Origin of the sequence: Streptomyces sp. NPDC056144 (genome assembly GCF_042264145.1) — a bacterium.
In the GTDB taxonomy this organism is placed as follows: domain Bacteria; phylum Actinomycetota; class Actinomycetes; order Streptomycetales; family Streptomycetaceae; genus Streptomyces.
Genome location: NZ_JBHJVF010000011.1, coordinates 1 through 17,458 on the forward strand (window position 1 = coordinate 1; position 17,458 = coordinate 17,458).

Genomic DNA, 17,458 nt, shown 5'->3' on the forward strand with positions numbered 1-17,458 from the left:
ATGTGGAAGCCCAGTAATGGGTGGAGCTGACCGGTACTAATAGGCCGAGGGCTTGTCCTCAGTTGCTCGCGTCCACTGTGTTAGTTCTGAAGCAACGAACAGTTGCTGGTTTCTAGAGCTAGAACAACAATTACAGAGTGTGCTTGTTCGCTCGAAACCGATAGGGTTTCGGTGGTCATAGCGTTAGGGAAACGCCCGGTTACATTCCGAACCCGGAAGCTAAGCCTTTCAGCGCCGATGGTACTGCAGGGGGGACCCTGTGGGAGAGTAGGACGCCGCCGAACAATATTTCAGGACCCTTGGTCCCAGCGTTCACGCTGGGACCAAGGGTCCTTTTGTTTTTCCATGGATCTTTTCCGATGCGCGGCGGAGTGCCGGCTGCGCGAGAATGACTGCAGTACCCGAAGACAGGAGTCACCCACATGTCCACCAACTCTCCCGACGGCCGTCCGGAGCGCGAGCCGCGTCGCAACGACGGGGGCGGTGGCGACCGGGGCGGCTTCCGCGGGCCGCGCCGTGACGACAACCGGGGCGGCGGTGGCGGGTACCGTCGCGACGACCGGCCCTCGTACCAGCGTGACGACCGCCGTGACGACAACCGCCGCGATGACAACCGTGGCGGTGGCTTCCGCCGTGACGACCGTGGTGGCGACAACCGCGGTGGCGGCTCCGGCGGTGGTTTCCGCCGTGACGACAACCGTGGCGGTGGCTCCGGCGGTGGTTTCCGCCGTGACGACAACCGTGGTGGCGGCTCCGGCGGTGGCTTCCGCCGTGACGACAACCGTGGCGGTGGCTCCGGCGGTGGTTTCCGTCGTGATGACAACCGTGGTGGCGGCTCCGGCGGTGGTTTCCGTCGTGATGACAACCGTGGCGGTGGCTCCGGCGGTGGTTTCCGTCGTGATGACAACCGTGGCGGTGGCGCCGGCGGTGGCTTCCGTCGGGACGACAACCGTGGTGGCGGCTTCCGTCGCGACGACCGGCCCTCGTACCAGCGTGACGACCGCCGTGACGACAACCGCCGTGACGACAACCGTGGTGGCGGTTTCCGTCGCGATGACCGTCGTGACGAGCGGCCCTCCTCCTTCCGCCGTGACGACCGGCCCTCGTTCCCGCGTGACGACCGTCGTGACGACAACCGTGGCGGTGGCTTCCGTCGCGATGACCGTCGTGACGAGCGGCCCTCCTCCTTCCGCCGTGACGACCGTCGTGACGACAACCGCGGTGGCGGCTTCCGCCGTGACGACCGTGGTGGCGACAGCCGTGGCGGTGGCTTCCGTCGTGACGACCGTCGGGACGACCGCCGTGACGGGGACCGCGGTGGGTTCCGTGGACGGGACGACCGGGGTGGGTTCGGGCGTCGGGACGACCGTGACCGGGACCGTGGGGACCGTGCGCCGATCAAGCGGCTGCCGATCCCGCCGGAGGTCACCGGTGAGGAGATCGACGACGATGTGCGTCAGGAGCTCATGAGCCTGCCCAAGGGGCTCGCCGAGGACGTCTCGCGCAACCTCGTCATGGTCGCCCAGCTGATCGACGAGGAGCCGGAGAAGGCGTACGAGTACTCCCGCGTCGCCCTGCGGCTCGCCTCGCGTGTCGCTGCCGTGCGTGAGGCCGCCGGCTTCGCCGCGTACGCCACGCAGAAGTACTCCGAGGCGCTGGCCGAGTTCCGTGCCGCGCGTCGGATGAGCGGTGGTGTCGAACTGTGGCCCGTCATGGCCGACTGCGAGCGCGGCATGGGCCGTCCCGAGCGCGCGCTGGCCATGGCCGGTGAGCCCGAGGTGCAGAAGCTGGACAAGGCCGGCCAGGTCGAGATGCGTCTCGTCGCCGCCGGTGCCCGCCGTGACATGGGTCAGCTGGACGCCGCCATCGTGACGCTCCAGAGCCCTGAGCTGGCCTCCGGCGCCGTGCACTCGTGGACCGCGCGTCTGCGGTACGCCTACGCCGACGCCCTCCTCGCCGCCGGCCGTGACGCCGAGGCGCGGGAGTGGTTCGCCAAGGCCCTGGAGGCCGACAAGGACGGCGCCACGGACGCCTCCGACCGGCTCGCCGAGATCGACGGTGTCGAGTTCGTCGACGCCTTCGACGACTCGGACGAGGACGAGGACGAGGGCGTGGACGCGGACGTGGAGTCGGGTGACGACTCCGAGGAGAGCGTGGACGTCTTCGGTGACGAGGACGACGACCTCGACGACGAGGTCGTCGATGTCGACCTCGACGATGACGACAAGCGGTGATCTTGTAGGGCAGTGAGAAGGGCGGCACCCGATCGGGTGCCGCCCTTTCTCGTTCAGTCCAGTGCCAGGCTTCTCAGGACCAGGCCCGTCGCCGGCTTGGGGCCGAAGGAGGTCGACTTGCGGGGCATCGTGACGCCCTGGCGCGCGAGGTCCCGTACGACCTCCTCGCGTACCGGGTGCATGAGGACCGCCGTACCGCCTCGGCGTTCCGCCTGGGCCACGGCGGCCTCCGTGTCGTGGATGTAGGCGATGTCCTCGGGGGCGTCCGGGATGTGCCAGACGTGGTCCAGAAGGGTGGAGTGGAGGACCGTGGCGTCCAGGGTTCGCCAGGCCTCCGGGCGGTCCGGGCGGATCGTGCGGCCGAGGAGGTCCGGGTCCGGGCGGTCGACGAGGTGGAAGGCGCCGTCACCCGCGAGGAGGAAGGCGTTGCCCTCGGCCGCGGCGGTCTTCAGGGCCTCGAGGGCCGTCGCGAGGGGGCGCTCGATGCGTCGTACCCGGAAGGAGTCGCCGAGGGCCGCGAGGGCGTCGGCGACGGGGAGGCGGTTGAGGAGGCGGTGGATCGCGCGGACCCGCAGGGGGTAGCGGGCGGTGTCGATCAGGAGGACCAGGCCGTGGTTCCAGGGGCCGGGCGCGGTGTGCTCCTCGCGCAGCCGCAGGTAGGTCGCCCAGCGGTGGTGGCCGTCGGCGATGAGGGCCTGGTGGCGGCGGAGCTCGCCGGCGACGGCGGCCTGTTCGGCCGGGTCGGTGACCGCCCACAGGCGGTGGTGGAAGCCGTCTTCCGTGGTGGTGGCGAGGAGCGGCTCGCGGAGGAGCGTGCGGTCGATGACCTGGTCGGCGTCGTTGCCGGTGTCGCCGACGTAGGTGAGGAGGAGCGGTTCGAGGTTGGCCGCGGTGGTGCGCATCAGGGCGGCGCGGTCCTCGACCACGTGCGGCATGACGTCCTCGTGGGGGAGGACCACGCCCTTGTCCGGGGTGGAGAGCTCCAGGGCGCCGATGATGCCTCGCTGGAGGATGCCGTCGCCCTCCTGCTCGTACACGTAGAGCGCGGGCTCCGGGTCCGGGGCGAGGACGCCGTCGGCGAGCCAGCGGTCGAGGGTGACGGCGGCCTTGCGGTGACGGGTGCCGGCGGTGATGGCCTGCGGGAGGATCAGGCGGACGATGTTGTGCGGGTCCGCCGACTCCAGATGGAGCAGTCCGTCAGGTCGTACGACGACGTCGTAGGGCGGGGACATCACGGCGGAGAGGCTGCCGACCCGCTCGGGGACGTAACGGAGTCCGCGGAACGGGGCCAGGTGGAGCCCGTCTGCGGCGTCGCGGACGTCGTCGGCCGCGTGACCTGAGGTGTTCATCTCGACATCGTATGTGTGCGCGGGCATGGGAGATGATCGGGGGAGCGGGGGAATTTCACCCGGTGATGTGAGGAGTGAGCGGTGACGACGCGAATCGGCCAGGAGCAGCGGAGCGGCGGCGGCAGGAGGGCTCCGGGCGGTAGCGCGACGCCGTTGAGCGAGGCGTACGACACGGCGCTGCTCGACCTGGACGGTGTCGTCTACGCGGGCGGCGAGGCCATCGCGTACGCCGTCGAGTCGCTCGGGACCGCGCGGGACGGCGGGATGCATCTGGCGTACGTCACCAACAACGCGCTGCGGACGCCGGACGAGGTCGCCGCGCACCTGACCGAGCTCGGGATTCCGGCGGAGCCCGGTGACGTCGTCACCTCCGCGCAGGCTGTCGCGCGGCTGGTGGCCGAGGACGTGCCGCCGGGGTCGCGGGTGCTGCTGATCGGCGGCGAGGGGCTGCGGGTGGCGCTGCGGGAGCGGGGGCTCGACCCTGTCGAGTCGGCGGACGACGACCCGGTGGCGGTCGTGCAGGGGTACGGCGGTCCGGGGATGCCGTGGGCGCGGTTCGCGGAGGCCGCGTACGCCGTGGGGCGGGGGGTGCCGTGGTACGCCTCGAACACGGACCTGACGATTCCCGGAGCGCGGGGGATCGGGCCGGGGAACGGGGCCGCCGTGGAGGTCGTACGGATCGCCACCGGCCACGCGTTCGAGCCGAAGGTCGCGGGGAAGCCGCAGCCGCCGATGCACCGCGAGACGGTGCTGCGGACGGGGGCCGCACGGCCGCTGGTGGTGGGGGACCGGCTGGACACGGACATCGAGGGCGCGTTCAACGGGGGTGTGGACTCGCTGCTCGTCTTCACCGGGGTGACGGACGTGGCGCAGCTGCTCCGGGCGGTGCCGGAGCACCGGCCGACGTATGTCGCGGAGGATCTGCGGGGGCTGCTGGTGGGGCAGCCGGAGGTCGTGGAGAGCGGGGACGGCGTCTTCGCGTGCGGTGGGTGGCTCGCTTCCGTGACGGAGGGGCAGCTGGTGCTGGAGGGTGCCGGGGCCGACGTCATGGACGGGGTGCGGGCGCTCTGCGGGGCCGCCTGGACCGCCGCCGGGGACGGGGCCTGTGGTCTCGACGCGGGGAAGGCGCTCGCGCGGCTGGGGCGGTGAGTTCCCGGGGGCTGGTCGCGAGAGTTGGGTAGGCTAACCTAACTGCGTGTTGGTTGAGAGCACCACTTCCCGAGCGAGCGCGCCGTCGACGCCCGCCGCCCCGTCCCCGACGCGCCGGAACTCCGTGCGCGCCGTCGGGTTGGGGGTGGCCGTCTTCGCCCTGTTCGTGGTCTGCGTCCTGAGCATCATGATCGGCGCCAAGCCGGTGCCGCTCGGGGACGTGTGGCACGGCCTGTTCCAGAACAGCGGCGTCGGCAACGACATCGTCATCCACGACGTCCGGGTGCCCCGCACCCTGCTCGGGGTGCTCGTCGGCCTCGCCCTCGGGCTCTCCGGGGCCGTGATGCAGGGGCTGACCCGCAACCCGCTCGCCGAGCCCGGACTGCTCGGGGTGAACGCGGGGGCCGCGGCCGCCGTCGTCTCGGCCATCGCCTTCTTCGGCGTGGTCGACGCCAAGGACTACGTCTGGTTCGCCTTCGTGGGCGCGGCCGTCGTCGCCGTCGTCGTCTACGTGCTCGGCGGCAGCCGGAGCGCCACCCCCGTGCGGCTCGCGCTCGCCGGGACCGCCGCCACCGCCGCGCTCTACGGGTACGTCAACGCCGTGCAGCTGCTCAACTCCGCCGCCCTCGACCGGCTGCGGTTCTGGACCGTCGGCTCGCTCGCCTCCGCCGACATGGCGACGGTCCGGCAGGTCGCCCCCTTCATCCTGGCCGGCGCCGTCCTCGCGCTGCTCATCGCGCGGCCCCTGAACGCCATGGAGATGGGCGACGACACCGCCCGGGCGCTGGGCGCGAACATCAACAGGACCCGGGCCGTCGCCGTGGTGTCCGTGACCCTGATGTGCGGCGCCGCCACGGCCGCCTGCGGCCCCATCATCTTCGTCGGCCTGATGGTCCCCTACATGGTGCGGGCGATCACCGGGCCCGACATGCGCTGGATCCTGCCGTACGCGGCCGTCCTCGCGCCCGTCCTGCTGCTCGGCTCCGACATCGTCGGGCGGCTCGTGGCGCGGCCCTCCGAACTCCAGGTCGGCATCGTGACCGCGCTCATCGGCGGGCCCGTCTTCATCCGACTCGTCCGCCGCAAGAGGATGGCCCAGCTGTGACCACCAAGACCCTGCGGGCCGGCGGAGCCTTCTCCGTACGGTACGAGCCCCGGGCCGCGCTCTCCCTCCTCGGTCTGCTCGTGCTCACGCTCGCCGCCGCCGTCGTTCTCATCGGCACCGGGGACTTCCCGATGACGCCGGCCGAGGTCGTCGACACGCTCCTCGGCAAGGGCACCGCCGTCCAGGAGTTCGCCGTCATGGACCTGCGGCTGCCGCGGGTCCTCGTCGCCGTCTTCGTCGGCGCCGCGCTCGCCGTCGGCGGGGCCGTCTTCCAGTCGGTCTCCCGCAACCCGCTCGGCAGCCCCGACGTCATCGGCTTCGGCCAGGGCGCCAGCGTCGGAGCCCTCCTCGTCATCGTCCTCTTCCAGGGCAGCGCCGCCGCCGTGGCCGGCGGGGCCGTCGTCGGCGGGATCGCCACCGGACTGGCGATCTACCTGCTCGCGTGGAAGAAGGGCGTGCACGGCTACCGGCTCGTCCTCGTCGGCATCGGCGCCGCCGCCATGCTCACCTCGGTCATCAACTACCTCATCACCAAGGCCAGCATGGTCGACGCGACCCGCGCCACGGTGTGGCTGACCGGCTCCCTGGAGGGGCGGGACTGGTCGCAGTTCTGGCCGCTGCTCGCCGTCTGCTGCGTCCTGCTGCCGCTCGTCCTCGGCCACGGGCGGGCCCTGCGCATGCTGGAGATGGGCGACGACGCCGCGTACGCCCTCGGGGTGAAGGTCGAGCGGACCCGGATCGTCCTCATGGCCTCGGCGGTGCTGCTCGTCGCCGTCGCCACCTCCGCCGCCGGGCCCATCGTCTTCGTCTCGCTGAGCGCTCCGCAGCTGGCCCGCCGGCTGACGGGGGCGCCCGGCCCCAACCTCGCCGCCTCCGCCCTCATGGGCTCGGCGCTGCTGCTCGTCGCCGACTGGATCGCCACCAACGCCTTCGGCGAGCGCCAGCTGCCCGTCGGTGTCGTCACCGGCATCCTCGGCGGCTGCTACCTGCTCTGGCTGCTCGTCACCGAACGCAAGGCGGGCCGGATATGACCACGAACAAGAACATGGGGAGTACGGGTATGGGCGGTCGGCGGAAGCAGCGGCTGAGCGCGGAGTCGGTCACCCTCGCGTACGAGCAGCGGGTCATCGCCCGCGACCTGTCCGTAGAGATCCCCGACAACTCCTTCACGGTCATCGTCGGACCCAACGCCTGCGGCAAGTCGACCCTGCTGCGCGCGCTCTCCCGGATGCTGAAGCCCTCCCAGGGGCAGGTCCTGCTCGACGGCGCCTCGATCCACTCGCTGCCGGCGAAGAAGGTCGCCAAGACCCTCGGGCTGCTCCCGCAGTCCTCCATCGCCCCCGACGGCATCACCGTGGCCGACCTCGTCGCCCGCGGCCGCTACCCCCACCAGGGGCTGCTGCGGCAGTGGTCGCCGGAGGACGAGCGGGTCGTCCAGGAGTCGATGGCCTCGACCGGTGTCGCCGAGCTCGCCGAGCGGTACGTCGACGAGCTCTCCGGCGGACAGCGCCAGCGCGTCTGGATCGCCATGGCGCTCGCCCAGCAGACGCCGCTGCTGCTCCTCGACGAGCCGACGACCTTCCTCGACATCCAGCACCAGATCGACGTCCTCGACCTGTGCGCGGAGCTGCACGAGACGCAGGGGCGGACGCTCGTCGCCGTCCTGCACGACCTCAACCACGCGGCCCGGTACGCGACCCACCTCATCGCCGTGCGGGACGGGGAGGTCGTCGCGGAGGGCCCGCCGTCCGAGATCGTCACCGCCGAGCTCGTCGAGCGGGTCTTCGGGCTGCGCTGCCAGGTCATCGAGGACCCGGAGACGGGGACGCCGCTGGTCGTCCCGGCGGGGCGGCAGGCCAGGACCCGGGCCCGTACCGCCGTCTGAGCCCTGTCCGGCGGTCTCCTAGAGGAGTGACCGCAGGCGCATCAGGTCGCGGAAGCCGGCCTCCAGCCTGACCCGGCCGGAGGCCCAGGCCTTCGCGAAGTTCAGCTCGCCGCCGACCATCGCCACCAGGTCGTCGCCGGTCATCGCGAGCCGGATCTGCGCCTTCGTCGCGGGCGGGCCCGGCACCGTGTCCGCGACCTCGATCCGGCCGTCGGCGAGACGGCCGGTGAAGGTGGTGTCCAGGTCCGTGATGTGGCAGCTCAGGGTGCGGTCGAACGCGGCCGCGCCCCGCACGTCGCCGTCGGCCCGCGCGAGGTTGTCCGACAGCCGGTCCAGTGCGCCGCGGCACTCAGTGATCGTCGCCATGGCCGTCGACCGTACCTCAGGGCTTCGCGATAGCGTCGTGGCATGAGCGACGAGATGCCGGAACCTTCCGGCGAGACCCCGGATTCCCCTGCCGCGCCCGCGCCGCTCGGCGTCGGGCGGGAGGCCACGGGCCACGAGGCCGTCGACGCCCACCTCGCGCGTCTCGCCGAGGTGGACGACCTCCCGGCGGACGGACACCTGGCGGTGTACGAGGATGTACACCGTGGACTGCGCGCCGAGCTGACCTCGCTGGACGCGCACCCCACCCCCCGTACGCACGACAACAGGAGCTGAACCGAACGTGGCAGGACCGGCACGCCGCCGTCTCGACGCCGAGCTGGTACGGCGCAAGCTCGCGCGCTCGCGCGAGCACGCCAGCCAGCTGATCGCCGCGGGCCGGGTGACCGTCGGCAAGACCGTCGCCACCAAGCCCGCCACCCAGGTCGAGACCGCCGCGGCCATCGTCGTCGTCCAGGACGACTCCGACCCCGACTACGTCTCCCGCGGCGGCCACAAGCTCGCCGGGGCCTTCGAGGCCTTCGTGCCGCAGGGCCTGCGGGTAGAGGGCCGGCGCGCCCTGGACGCCGGGGCGTCGACCGGCGGCTTCACCGACGTGCTGCTGCGCGCGGGCGCGGCCCACGTCGTCGCCGTCGACGTCGGCTACGGTCAGCTCGCCTGGTCGCTCCAGAGCGACGAGCGCGTCACCGTGAAGGACCGCACGAACGTCCGCGAGTTGACACTCGACGCGATCGACGGGATCCCCGTCGACCTCGTCGTCGGCGACCTGTCGTTCATCCCGCTCGGCCTGGTCCTGCCCGCCCTCGCGGCCTGCACGGCCCCCGACGCCGACCTCGTCCTGATGGTGAAACCCCAGTTCGAGGTGGGCAAGGAGCGGCTCGGCACCGGCGGAGTGGTCCGTTCCACCGAGCTGCGCGCGGACGCCGTCAAGAACGTGGCCCGCCGGGCCGGCGAGCTCGGCCTCGGTGTCCTCGGCGTCACCGCCAGCCCTCTGCCCGGCCCCTCCGGCAACGTCGAGTACTTTCTGTGGCTGCGGGCGGGCGCGCCCGCGCTCGATCCGGCGGATGTCGACCGCGCCGTGGCGGAAGGACCTCGTTGAGCTCAACGGCAGCAGCATCAGAGACAGCAGCACCAGAGACAGCAAGCCGTACCGTCTTCCTGCTCGCGCACACCGGCAGACCCGCCGCCGTGCGCAGCGCCGAACTGGTCGTCCTGGGGCTGCTGCGCTGCGGCATCGGCGTCCGGGTCCTGGAGGCCGAGGCCTCCGACCTGCCGCTGCCGCCCTCCGTCGAGAAGGTGCCGGAGGCCTGCTCCGACGCCCTCGACGGCTGTGAACTCCTCGTCGTCCTCGGCGGGGACGGCACGCTGCTGCGCGGCGCCGAGTTCTCCCGCGCCTCCGGGGTGCCGATGCTCGGCGTCAACCTCGGCCGCGTCGGCTTCCTCGCCGAGGCCGAGCGCGACGACCTCGACAAGGTCGTCGACCGGGTCGTGACGAAGGCGTACGAGGTCGAGGAGCGCATGACCCTCGACGTCGTCGTGTACGAGAACGGGGACGTCCTCCACCGCGACTGGGCGCTCAACGAGGCCGCCGTCCAGAAGGTCTCCCCGGAGCGGATGCTGGAGGTCGTCCTCGCGATCGACGGGCGGCCGGTGACCGGATTCGGCTGCGACGGCGTGATCTGCGCGACACCGACGGGGTCGACCGCGTACGCCTTCTCGGCCGGCGGGCCCGTCGTCTGGCCCGAGGTCGAGGCGCTGCTCATGGTGCCGATCGGGGCCCACGCGCTCTTCGCCAAGCCGCTCATCACCACCCCCGAGTCCGTCCTCGCCGTCGAGGTCGAGCCGCACACCCCGCACGGCGTGCTCTGGTGCGACGGGCGGCGGACCGTGGAGCTCCCGGCCGGGGCGCGGGTCGAGGTGCGGCGCGGAGCCGTCCCCGTCCGGCTCGCCCGGCTGCACCACGCCTCCTTCACGGACCGGCTCGTCGCGAAGTTCGCGCTGCCGGTGTCGGGGTGGCGGGGCGCGCCGCACTGACACTCCCAGGGGTGTTTCGCCCGGGCCGATGTCGCATCCGACCCGGGAAACCTCGTATGGTCTGGGGCGTGCTGGAGGAGATGCGGATACGGTCGCTCGGGGTCATCGACGACGCGGTGGTCGAGCTGTCGCCCGGCTTCACCGCGGTGACCGGTGAGACCGGCGCGGGCAAGACCATGGTCGTGACCAGTCTGGGCCTGCTGCTCGGCGGACGGGCCGACCCGGCCCTCGTACGGATCGGCGCGGGCTCGGCGGTCGTCGAGGGACGGATCAGCGTGCCCAAGGGCGCGCCCGCCGCCGTACGCGCCGAGGAGGCGGGGGCCGAGCTCGACGAGGGCGTGCTCCTCGTCAGCCGTACCGTCTCGGCCGAGGGCCGCTCGCGCGCCCACCTCGGCGGGCGCTCCGTGCCCGTCGGGCTGCTCGCCGAGCTCGCCGACGAACTCGTCGCCGTCCACGGCCAGACCGACCAGCAGGGCCTCCTCAAGCCCGCCCGGCAGCGCGGCGCGCTCGACCGGTACGCGGGCGAGGCCGTCTCCGTACCCCTCGTCTCCTACGGGGAGGCGTACCGGCGGCTGCGGGCCGTCACCGGCGAGCTGGAGGAGATCACCACCCGGGCGCGTGAGCGGGCCCAGGAGGCCGATCTGCTGCGGTTCGGGCTCGGCGAGATCGAGGCCGTCGCCCCGCTGCCCGGGGAGGACGTCGAGCTCGCCGCCGAGGCGGAGCGGCTCGGCCACGCCGAGGCGCTCGCCTCCGCCGCCGCGCTCGCGCACGGCGCGCTCGCGGGCAACCCGGAGGACCCGGAGGCCGTCGACGCGACGACCCTCGTCGCGGGCGCCGGCCGGGCCCTGGAGGGCGTCCGGTCGCACGACCCGGCCCTCGCGGCGCTCGCCGACCGGATGGGGGAGATCTCCATCCTGCTCGGCGACGTGGCCACCGAACTCGCCGGGTACGCCGACGACCTCGACGCCGACCCGCTGCGGCTCGCCGCCGTCGAGGAGCGGCGCGCGGCCCTCACCCAGCTGACCCGGAAGTACGGCGCCGACATCGCGGGCGTCCTCGCCTGGGCCGAGGAGAGCGCCGGACGGCTCGGCGAGCTCGACGGCGACGACGACCGCGTCGAGGAGCTGACCGCCGAGCGCGACCGGCTCCGCGACGAGCTGTCCGTCCTCGCGCAGGCGCTCACCGACGCCCGCACGGAGGCCGCGGACCGGTTCGCCGCCGCGGTCACCGAGGAGCTCGCCTCGCTCGCCATGCCGCACGCGCGCGTGTCCTTCTCGCTCGCGCAGACCGAGGACCCCGAGGGTGTCGAGGTCGGCGGCCGGCGGGTCGCGTACGGGCCGTCCGGCGCCGACGAGGTCGAGCTGTTGCTCGCCCCGCACCCCGGGGCCCCGCCGCGGCCGATCGCCAAGGGCGCGTCCGGTGGTGAGCTCTCCCGTGTGATGCTCGCCGTGGAGGTCGTGTTCGCCGGGGTCGACCCCGTGCCCACGTACCTCTTCGACGAGGTCGACGCGGGTGTCGGCGGCAAGGCGGCCGTGGAGATCGGCCGCCGTCTCGCCAAGCTCGCCAGGACCGCGCAGGTCGTCGTCGTCACCCACCTGCCGCAGGTCGCGGCCTTCGCCGACCGGCAGCTGCTCGTGGAGAAGACCCACGACGGCTCCGTGACCCGCTCCGGCGTCACGGTCCTGGAGGGCGAGGAGCGCGTACGGGAGCTGTCCCGGATGCTCGCGGGCCAGGAGGACTCCGAGACGGCCAGGGCGCACGCGGAGGAGCTGCTCGCGGCGGCCCGGGCGGACGCGTGAGGCGGGAGCTCGGGCGCATAGGCACCTTCGCCCTGGCGTTCGGGGCCACCCGGCTCGCGTACGCGGGGCTGCGGCAGCGTCCGCCGGGGAACCCCGACGGGTGGGAGCGGACCAATCACGCCGGGCGGAAGGTCGCTCTCCAGGCCGGTCCCGCCGCCGCGTTCGGCTCGGCCGTCGCCGTGCTGCCCGGCGCTCCGGCGGCCGCTCTGGCCGTCGCCGCCGGGGCCGTCTGCGGGCGGTACGACGACCTGCGCGGCGATCACCGGCGGGGATTCCGGGCGCATCTGACGGCGCTTCGGGAGGGGGAGGCGACCAGCGGTGCCGTGAAGCTCGTCGGCATCGGGGCGGCTGCGCTGGTGGCGGGGGCGCTGCTCAAGGAGAGGCCGGTGGACAAGGTGCTCGCCGGGGTCGTCATCGCCGGCAGCGCCCATCTGGTGAACCTCGTGGACGTACGGCCCGGGCGGGCCGGGCTCACCGTCCTCGCGCTCGGCGCGCCCGGGCTGCTGCGCGGCTCGCTCGCCGCCGCGCCCATGGGGGCCGCGGCGGCGGTCCTCGGGGACGACCTCGCGGAGCGCGCCATGCTCGGCGACGCGGGGGCGCACGCGCTCGGCGCGGCCGTCGGTGCGGCGATCGCCGTCGGGAACGGGCGGATCGGGCTCGCCGCGCACGCGGCGGGGCTCGTCGCCGCGGCCGCGTGGGGGGAGTTCAGGGCCGGCTCGGGCGCCTGAGGGGAGTCCAGGACCGGCTCGGGCGCCTGAGGGGAGTCCGGGACCGGCTCGGGCGGGTGCGGAGAGCTCAGGAGCCGCTTGAGTGCCTGAGGGGAGCGTGCTTTCGGTTGGGGCGCTCACTCGAGTGGGTGAACCCGTGACATCGACTTCGCGCCACGCCCCTTCCGTACAAGGGAACGACGCCATTTCGGTGCCGGAACGTGCGTACGGTCACGGGTACGGGCTGGCATCCTGTGCACGTGACACAGCTCCGTACGGTTCAAGTGCTGGGCGGCGGCAGCGCGGGCAGTAGCGCGCACGTCCGATCACTCGCCTCGGGGCTGGTGGCGAGGGGCGTGCGGGTGACCGTGTGCGCCCCGGCGGCGCTCGACCGCGTCTACGACTACCTCGGCGCCGGCGCCCACTTCGTGCCGCTGCCGCACCTCGGCGATCCCGCGACCGTCACCGCGCTCCGCAACGCCTGCATCGGGGCGCACGTCGTCCACGCGCACGGCCTGGCCGCGTCCGTCCGGGCCGCGCTCGCGCTCTCGGGGGAGGGACGCTCCCCGCTCGTGACCACCTGGCACAGCCGGAGCCATCTCGCGGGTGCGCGGGGCGGGGTGCGGCGGCTCCTGGAGCGGCGGACCGTGCGCGCCTCGACCGTCGTCCTCGGCACGTCCTCCGAGCTCGTCGACCGGGCCCGGCGCAGCGGGGCGCGGGACGCGCGGCTCGCGCCCGTGACCGTACCGCCCGCGCGCGGGCCCGTCTGCCTGCACGACGGCAAGGCGCGGGCCGAACTCGGGGCGGTCGACCGGCCGTTGCTGATGGCCGTCGGGGCGCTGGAGCGGGGGCGGGGGTACGAGACGCTGCTCGACGCGGCGCGGGTGTGGCGGGATCTCGATCCGCAGCCGCTGCTCGTGATCGCGGGGGAGGGGCGCGAACGTTCCGTGCTGCAGCGGCGGATCGTGGCGGAGGGGCTGCCCGTGCGGCTCATCGGGCGGCGCGACGACGTCGCGGAGCTGCTGGCGGCGGCGGATGTCGCGGTGCTGCCGTCGCGGTGGGAGGCGCGGTCGCTGCTCGCGCAGGAGGCGCTGCGGCTGGGGGTGCCGTTGGTCGCCACGGCGGTGGGCGGGGTGCCGGAACTCGTGGGGGACGCGGCGGAGTTGGTGCCGTACGGGGACGCGGGTGCCCTCGCGGGGGTGGTGCGGGGGCTGTTGGAGGACGTGGACCGGCGGATGGATCTCGCCGCGGCGGGGCGGGTGCAGGCGGGGACCTGGCCCACGGAGGACGAGACCGTCGCGCATGTGCTGAGCGTGTACGACGAGTTGGCGGGACGGTAACCCGTGGCGGGCGGGAGTGCGTCCGTCCGAGCCGGTTGCGGGATGGGGATGTCTCCCCCACCCCGCCCCTTCCCGTAACCCTGCCGGGGGCTGTTCGCGGGTGCGGGCCGGTGGGCACGAACGGTCTACGTCGTGTGGCGGCGGGCTCGCAGGGCCAGGCTCAGGGCCAGGACGGTCTGGGGGTCGTCCAGGTCCGTGCCCAGGAGTTCGGAGATGCGGGCCAGGCGGTTGTAGAGGGTCTGGCGGTTGAGGTGGAGTTCGCGGGCCGTCTCCGCCTTGCGGCCCGCGTGGGCCAGGTACGTCTCCAGGGTGGGGAGCAGCGGCGGGCGCGAGGCGCGGTCGTGGTCGCGGAGCGGGCCGATCGCGCGGTCCACGAAGGCCGCGAGGTCCGGGTGGTCCCGCAGGCGCCACAGGAGCAGGTCGATGTCGAGGCGGCGGGCGTCGTGCCAGGGGCGGTCCGAGAGGCCCTGTGCGGCCGTCGCCGTCTCCGCCGCGTGCCGCAGGCCGGCCGAGGCGGCGGCCCAGCTGCCGGCGACGCCCACGACGACCACGGGCGGGTTGGCGCCGGAGCGTTCCAGGCCGGCCCGCTCCACGCCGGCGCGCAGCGCCGCCGCGACGCGGTCCGCGACCGCCGTGCGCTCGGACTCCGAGCGCAGGCCGAGGAGGAGGGGGACCCGGCCCTCCACCGGCCGTACGCCCAGGAGGACGGGCACGCCGACGGAGGAGAGCTCCTCCAGGACGGCGCGGGCCAGGAGGGCCCAGTTGCCCGAGGGGGCGAGTTCGGAGGCCAGGCGCATGACCACCGGGAGGAGGGGGCCGTCGCCCGGTTTGAAGCCGAGGACCCTGGCCTGGGCCGGTGCCGCCTCCGTCGTGATCCGGCCCTCCGCGAGGTCCGTCAGGAAGTCGCCCCGGCCGCGCGCGGCCAGCTCCTCCTCCTGCCGGGCCTGCATGAGGACGACCGCGAGGATGCCCGCGGCCCGCTCGGCCGCCATGCGGTGGACGGGGGAGAGGGCGCCGGAGACCGCGAGGAGGACGAGCCGGGCCCGTACCGAGCCCGTACCGGGTCCGCCGCCGGGGACGTCGACGATGACCGTGCCGGCCGGCGGGCCGGACTCGCGGGCCGCGCGCTGGCCGCGCATGCCGTCCCACACCTGGAGCGGGTCGGCAGGACCGGACTCGGTGCCCGCCGCGTACAGGAGCTGGCCGTCGGCGGTCTCCAGGAAGACGGGGTTCGCGGCGAAGTCGGAGAGGATGCGCAGGACCTGCGGGACCCCGCCGCCGCCGAGCAGCGCCTCGGTGCACTGGCGGTGGACCTCCTCCGCCTGGCGGAGGAGCGCGTAGTGCCCGTTGACGATCTCGGTGTGTATCTCCTCCGTGACCGCCACGAAGGGAACCTCGCGGTGCAGCTGGACGAGGGGCAGGCCGGCGGCCCGCGCGGTCTCCACTATCGTCGCCGGCAGCCGGGCGAAGCGCGGGCCGAGTTCGACGACGAGGGCCGCGATGCCCCGGTCCGCGAGGCGGCGGACGAAGGACCGCTGCTCGGCCGGGCGGGTGCCGAGGCCGAGTCCCGTGGTGAGCAGCAGTTCACCGCCCTTGAGCAGCGACGCGATGTTCGGCACCTCGCCCGCGTGCACCCAGCGCACGGTGCGGTGCAGCCGGTCCGCGCCGGCCACGACCTCCGGGAGTCCGCCGCGCAGCCCCGGAAGTTCCAGTGCCCGCTGCACGGTGATCCCGCCCTGATTGTCCATGGGCCCGGACGCTACCCGCGTCTGTGTTCCGGGGACATCACCTCACGGTTACGGGGGAGGACACTTCGTACAACTGCCCGACAACTCGTCGCCCCATGGCCGGAATTGTTTGACCGCATGTCGATTGTGGCTTGCATCACACGCGAGGATGCTCCTGCGCCATGGCAACCAACTCCACCCCAGAGGTCAACCGACTCAAGGCGAACTCGGTCGGTCTCGTCGGCGTCGTCTTCATGGCCGTGGCCACCGCGGCCCCGATCACGGCGATGACCGGCAACCTCCCCATCGCCGTCGGCTTCGGCAACGGCATCGGCGCACCCGCCGGTTACCTCTTCGCGACGGTCGTCCTCACGGTCTTCTCGGTCGGCTATGTCGCCATGGCGAAGCGGATCACCGCCGCCGGCGCGTTCTACGGCTTCATCTCGCACGGCCTCGGCCGCATCGCCGGCATGGCCTCCGGCATGCTCGCGGTCCTCGCGTACATCGTCTTCGAGGCCTCGATCGTCGGTGTCTTCGCGTACTTCGCCAAGACGACCGTCATCGACCAGCTGGGTGTCGACCTGCACTGGATGGTCTACGCGGCGGTCATGCTGGGGGTGACGGCCGTCCTCTCGTACTTCGACATCAACCTGACCGCCAAGGCGCTCGGTGTGATGCTCGTGGCCGAGATCGCGGTCCTCTTCGCGGTCGCCACCGCCGTCCTGATCGCCGGCGGCGGCCCCGACGGCATCCCGACCGAGCCGATCAACCCGAAGAACGCCTTCACCGGCACCTCCGCGGGCCTCGGTCTCTTCTTCGCCTTCTGGTCCTGGGTCGGCTTCGAGTCGACGGCCATGTACGGCGAGGAGTCGCGCGACCCGAAGAAGGTCATCCCGCGCGCCACGCTCATCTCCGTCATCGGCGTAGGCCTCTTCTACATCTACGTCTCCTGGATGACGATCGCGGGCAACGGTCTCGACGAGTCCGTGAAGCTGTCCTCCTCCGCCTCGCCCCTCGACCTCTTCTTCAACCCCACGGAGAGCTTCATCGGCGCCTGGGCCGTCGACGCCTTCCAGTGGCTGCTGCTCACCGGCTCCTTCGCCTGCGGCATGGCCTTCCACCAGTGCGCCTCCCGCTACCTCTACGCGATCGGCCGTGAGGGCTTCCTCCACCCGGCGCTCGGCCGCACCCACGCGAAGCACGGCTCGCCGTACATCGCCTCGTACGTGCAGAGCGCCCTCGCCGTCGCCCTCGTCGTCGCCTTCTGGGTCACCGGCCAGGACCCGTACATCCACCTGTACACCCTGCTCGCGATCCTCGGCACGATGGCGATCCTCATCGTCCAGACCCTCTGCTCCTTCGCCGTCATCGGCTACTTCCGCAAGAACCACCCCGAGGACCGGCACTGGTTCAAGACCCTGGTCGCCCCCCTCCTCGGCGGCATCGGCATGGTCGTCGTCGTCGTGCTGCTGATGGTCAACATGAAGACCGCGGCCGGTCTCGCCGCCGACTCCCTCTTCTTCAAGGCGATCCCGTGGATCGTCGGACTCGTCTTCTTCGGCGGGCTCGGCCTCGGCTTCTACCTCAAGGCCAAGCGGCCGGAGCGCTACGAGATCATCGGCCGCATCGTCCTGGAGGACGCCGCCGAGCGCTCCGACGACGAGGCCGTCGGCGAGGCAGGCGAGGCGCCCGACGCCGACGCGGACGCCGCCACCGCCGCAGTGAAGAGCTGATCTCCCCCCACC

Annotated in this window: 16 protein-coding genes and 1 rRNA gene; 14 read left to right on the top strand and 3 right to left on the bottom strand. The window is 73.0% G+C overall.

Annotation, left to right across the window (positions count from 1 at the left end; genetic code table 11):
* The first annotated feature begins 167 nt into the window (after positions 1–167).
* From rrf to ACFC0Z_RS27345, 3 genes are all read left to right on the top strand, one after another.
* Positions 168–284 (top strand): 5S ribosomal RNA (gene rrf / locus ACFC0Z_RS27335).
* A gap of 292 nt (positions 285–576) precedes the next feature.
* The gene (locus ACFC0Z_RS27340; RefSeq protein ID WP_376443158.1) at positions 577–1,470 is read left to right on the top strand and encodes a hypothetical protein; all 894 of its coding nucleotides are present in this window, start codon (positions 577–579) and stop codon (positions 1,468–1,470) included.
* Complete coding sequence (locus ACFC0Z_RS27345) at positions 1,467–2,234, top strand: hypothetical protein (protein WP_376443160.1); 768 nt, start codon at positions 1,467–1,469, stop codon at positions 2,232–2,234. Before ACFC0Z_RS27340 ends, ACFC0Z_RS27345 begins: the two co-directional genes overlap by 4 nt.
* Before the next feature lie 53 nt (positions 2,235–2,287).
* Here ACFC0Z_RS27345 and ACFC0Z_RS27350 read toward each other — a convergent pair whose 3' ends face one another.
* Complete coding sequence (locus tag ACFC0Z_RS27350) at positions 2,288–3,583, bottom strand: DUF1015 domain-containing protein (RefSeq protein ID WP_376443163.1); 1,296 nt, start codon at positions 3,581–3,583, stop codon at positions 2,288–2,290.
* An 81-nt stretch (positions 3,584–3,664) separates the two neighbouring features.
* Between ACFC0Z_RS27350 and ACFC0Z_RS27355 the strand changes: the two genes are divergently transcribed.
* The 4 genes from ACFC0Z_RS27355 to ACFC0Z_RS27370 all read left to right on the top strand — a co-directional run bounded on the left by ACFC0Z_RS27355 (position 3,665) and on the right by ACFC0Z_RS27370 (position 7,722).
* Positions 3,665–4,732, top strand: coding sequence for an HAD hydrolase-like protein (locus ACFC0Z_RS27355; RefSeq protein ID WP_376443166.1), 1,068 nt, complete (start codon positions 3,665–3,667; stop codon positions 4,730–4,732).
* 145 nt (positions 4,733–4,877) lie between these two features.
* Positions 4,878–5,837: an iron chelate uptake ABC transporter family permease subunit gene (locus ACFC0Z_RS27360; RefSeq protein WP_376443613.1), complete on the top strand. Its 960-nt coding sequence runs from the start codon at positions 4,878–4,880 to the stop codon at positions 5,835–5,837.
* Complete coding sequence (locus ACFC0Z_RS27365) at positions 5,834–6,868, top strand: FecCD family ABC transporter permease (protein ID WP_376443168.1); 1,035 nt, start codon at positions 5,834–5,836, stop codon at positions 6,866–6,868. Before ACFC0Z_RS27360 ends, ACFC0Z_RS27365 begins: the two co-directional genes overlap by 4 nt.
* On the top strand, positions 6,865–7,722 hold the full coding sequence (locus ACFC0Z_RS27370) for an ABC transporter ATP-binding protein (protein ID WP_376443171.1): 858 nt from the start codon (positions 6,865–6,867) through the stop codon (positions 7,720–7,722). Before ACFC0Z_RS27365 ends, ACFC0Z_RS27370 begins: the two co-directional genes overlap by 4 nt.
* A gap of 18 nt (positions 7,723–7,740) precedes the next feature.
* On the opposite strand, the gene ACFC0Z_RS27375 is transcribed toward ACFC0Z_RS27370, so the two are convergent.
* Positions 7,741–8,088: an SCP2 sterol-binding domain-containing protein gene (locus ACFC0Z_RS27375; protein ID WP_376443174.1), complete on the bottom strand. Its 348-nt coding sequence runs from the start codon at positions 8,086–8,088 to the stop codon at positions 7,741–7,743.
* 42 nt (positions 8,089–8,130) lie between these two features.
* Here ACFC0Z_RS27375 and ACFC0Z_RS27380 point away from each other — a divergent pair, with 42 nt between their 5' ends.
* The 6 genes from ACFC0Z_RS27380 (at position 8,131) to ACFC0Z_RS27405 (ending at position 13,986) form a co-directional block, all read left to right on the top strand.
* A complete protein-coding gene (locus tag ACFC0Z_RS27380; RefSeq protein WP_376443177.1) occupies positions 8,131–8,382 on the top strand; it encodes a hypothetical protein in 252 nt (83 codons plus the stop codon).
* 7 nt (positions 8,383–8,389) lie between these two features.
* Complete coding sequence (locus ACFC0Z_RS27385) at positions 8,390–9,205, top strand: TlyA family RNA methyltransferase (RefSeq protein ID WP_376443180.1); 816 nt, start codon at positions 8,390–8,392, stop codon at positions 9,203–9,205.
* Positions 9,202–10,140, top strand: a complete 939-nt coding sequence (locus tag ACFC0Z_RS27390) for an NAD kinase (protein ID WP_376443183.1) — start codon at positions 9,202–9,204, stop codon at positions 10,138–10,140. The genes ACFC0Z_RS27385 and ACFC0Z_RS27390 overlap by 4 nt, the downstream gene beginning before the upstream one ends.
* 56 nt (positions 10,141–10,196) lie before the next feature.
* Entirely contained in the window at positions 10,197–11,939 is a 1,743-nt protein-coding gene (gene recN / locus ACFC0Z_RS27395; RefSeq protein WP_376443186.1) for a DNA repair protein RecN, read from the top strand.
* Entirely contained in the window at positions 11,936–12,667 is a 732-nt protein-coding gene (locus tag ACFC0Z_RS27400; RefSeq protein WP_376443189.1) for a hypothetical protein, read from the top strand. Before recN ends, ACFC0Z_RS27400 begins: the two co-directional genes overlap by 4 nt.
* A 239-nt stretch (positions 12,668–12,906) precedes the next feature.
* Complete coding sequence (locus tag ACFC0Z_RS27405) at positions 12,907–13,986, top strand: glycosyltransferase family 4 protein (protein WP_376443192.1); 1,080 nt, start codon at positions 12,907–12,909, stop codon at positions 13,984–13,986.
* Positions 13,987–14,111: 125 nt separating this feature from the next.
* Here ACFC0Z_RS27405 and ACFC0Z_RS27410 read toward each other — a convergent pair whose 3' ends face one another.
* Positions 14,112–15,734 (bottom strand): PucR family transcriptional regulator, encoded by a 1,623-nt coding sequence (locus tag ACFC0Z_RS27410; RefSeq protein ID WP_376443195.1) that lies wholly within the window; start codon positions 15,732–15,734, stop codon positions 14,112–14,114.
* A 161-nt stretch (positions 15,735–15,895) separates the two neighbouring features.
* Here ACFC0Z_RS27410 and ACFC0Z_RS27415 point away from each other — a divergent pair, with 161 nt between their 5' ends.
* Positions 15,896–17,446: an APC family permease gene (locus ACFC0Z_RS27415; protein WP_376443197.1), complete on the top strand. Its 1,551-nt coding sequence runs from the start codon at positions 15,896–15,898 to the stop codon at positions 17,444–17,446.
* Positions 17,447–17,458: the final 12 nt, after the last annotated feature.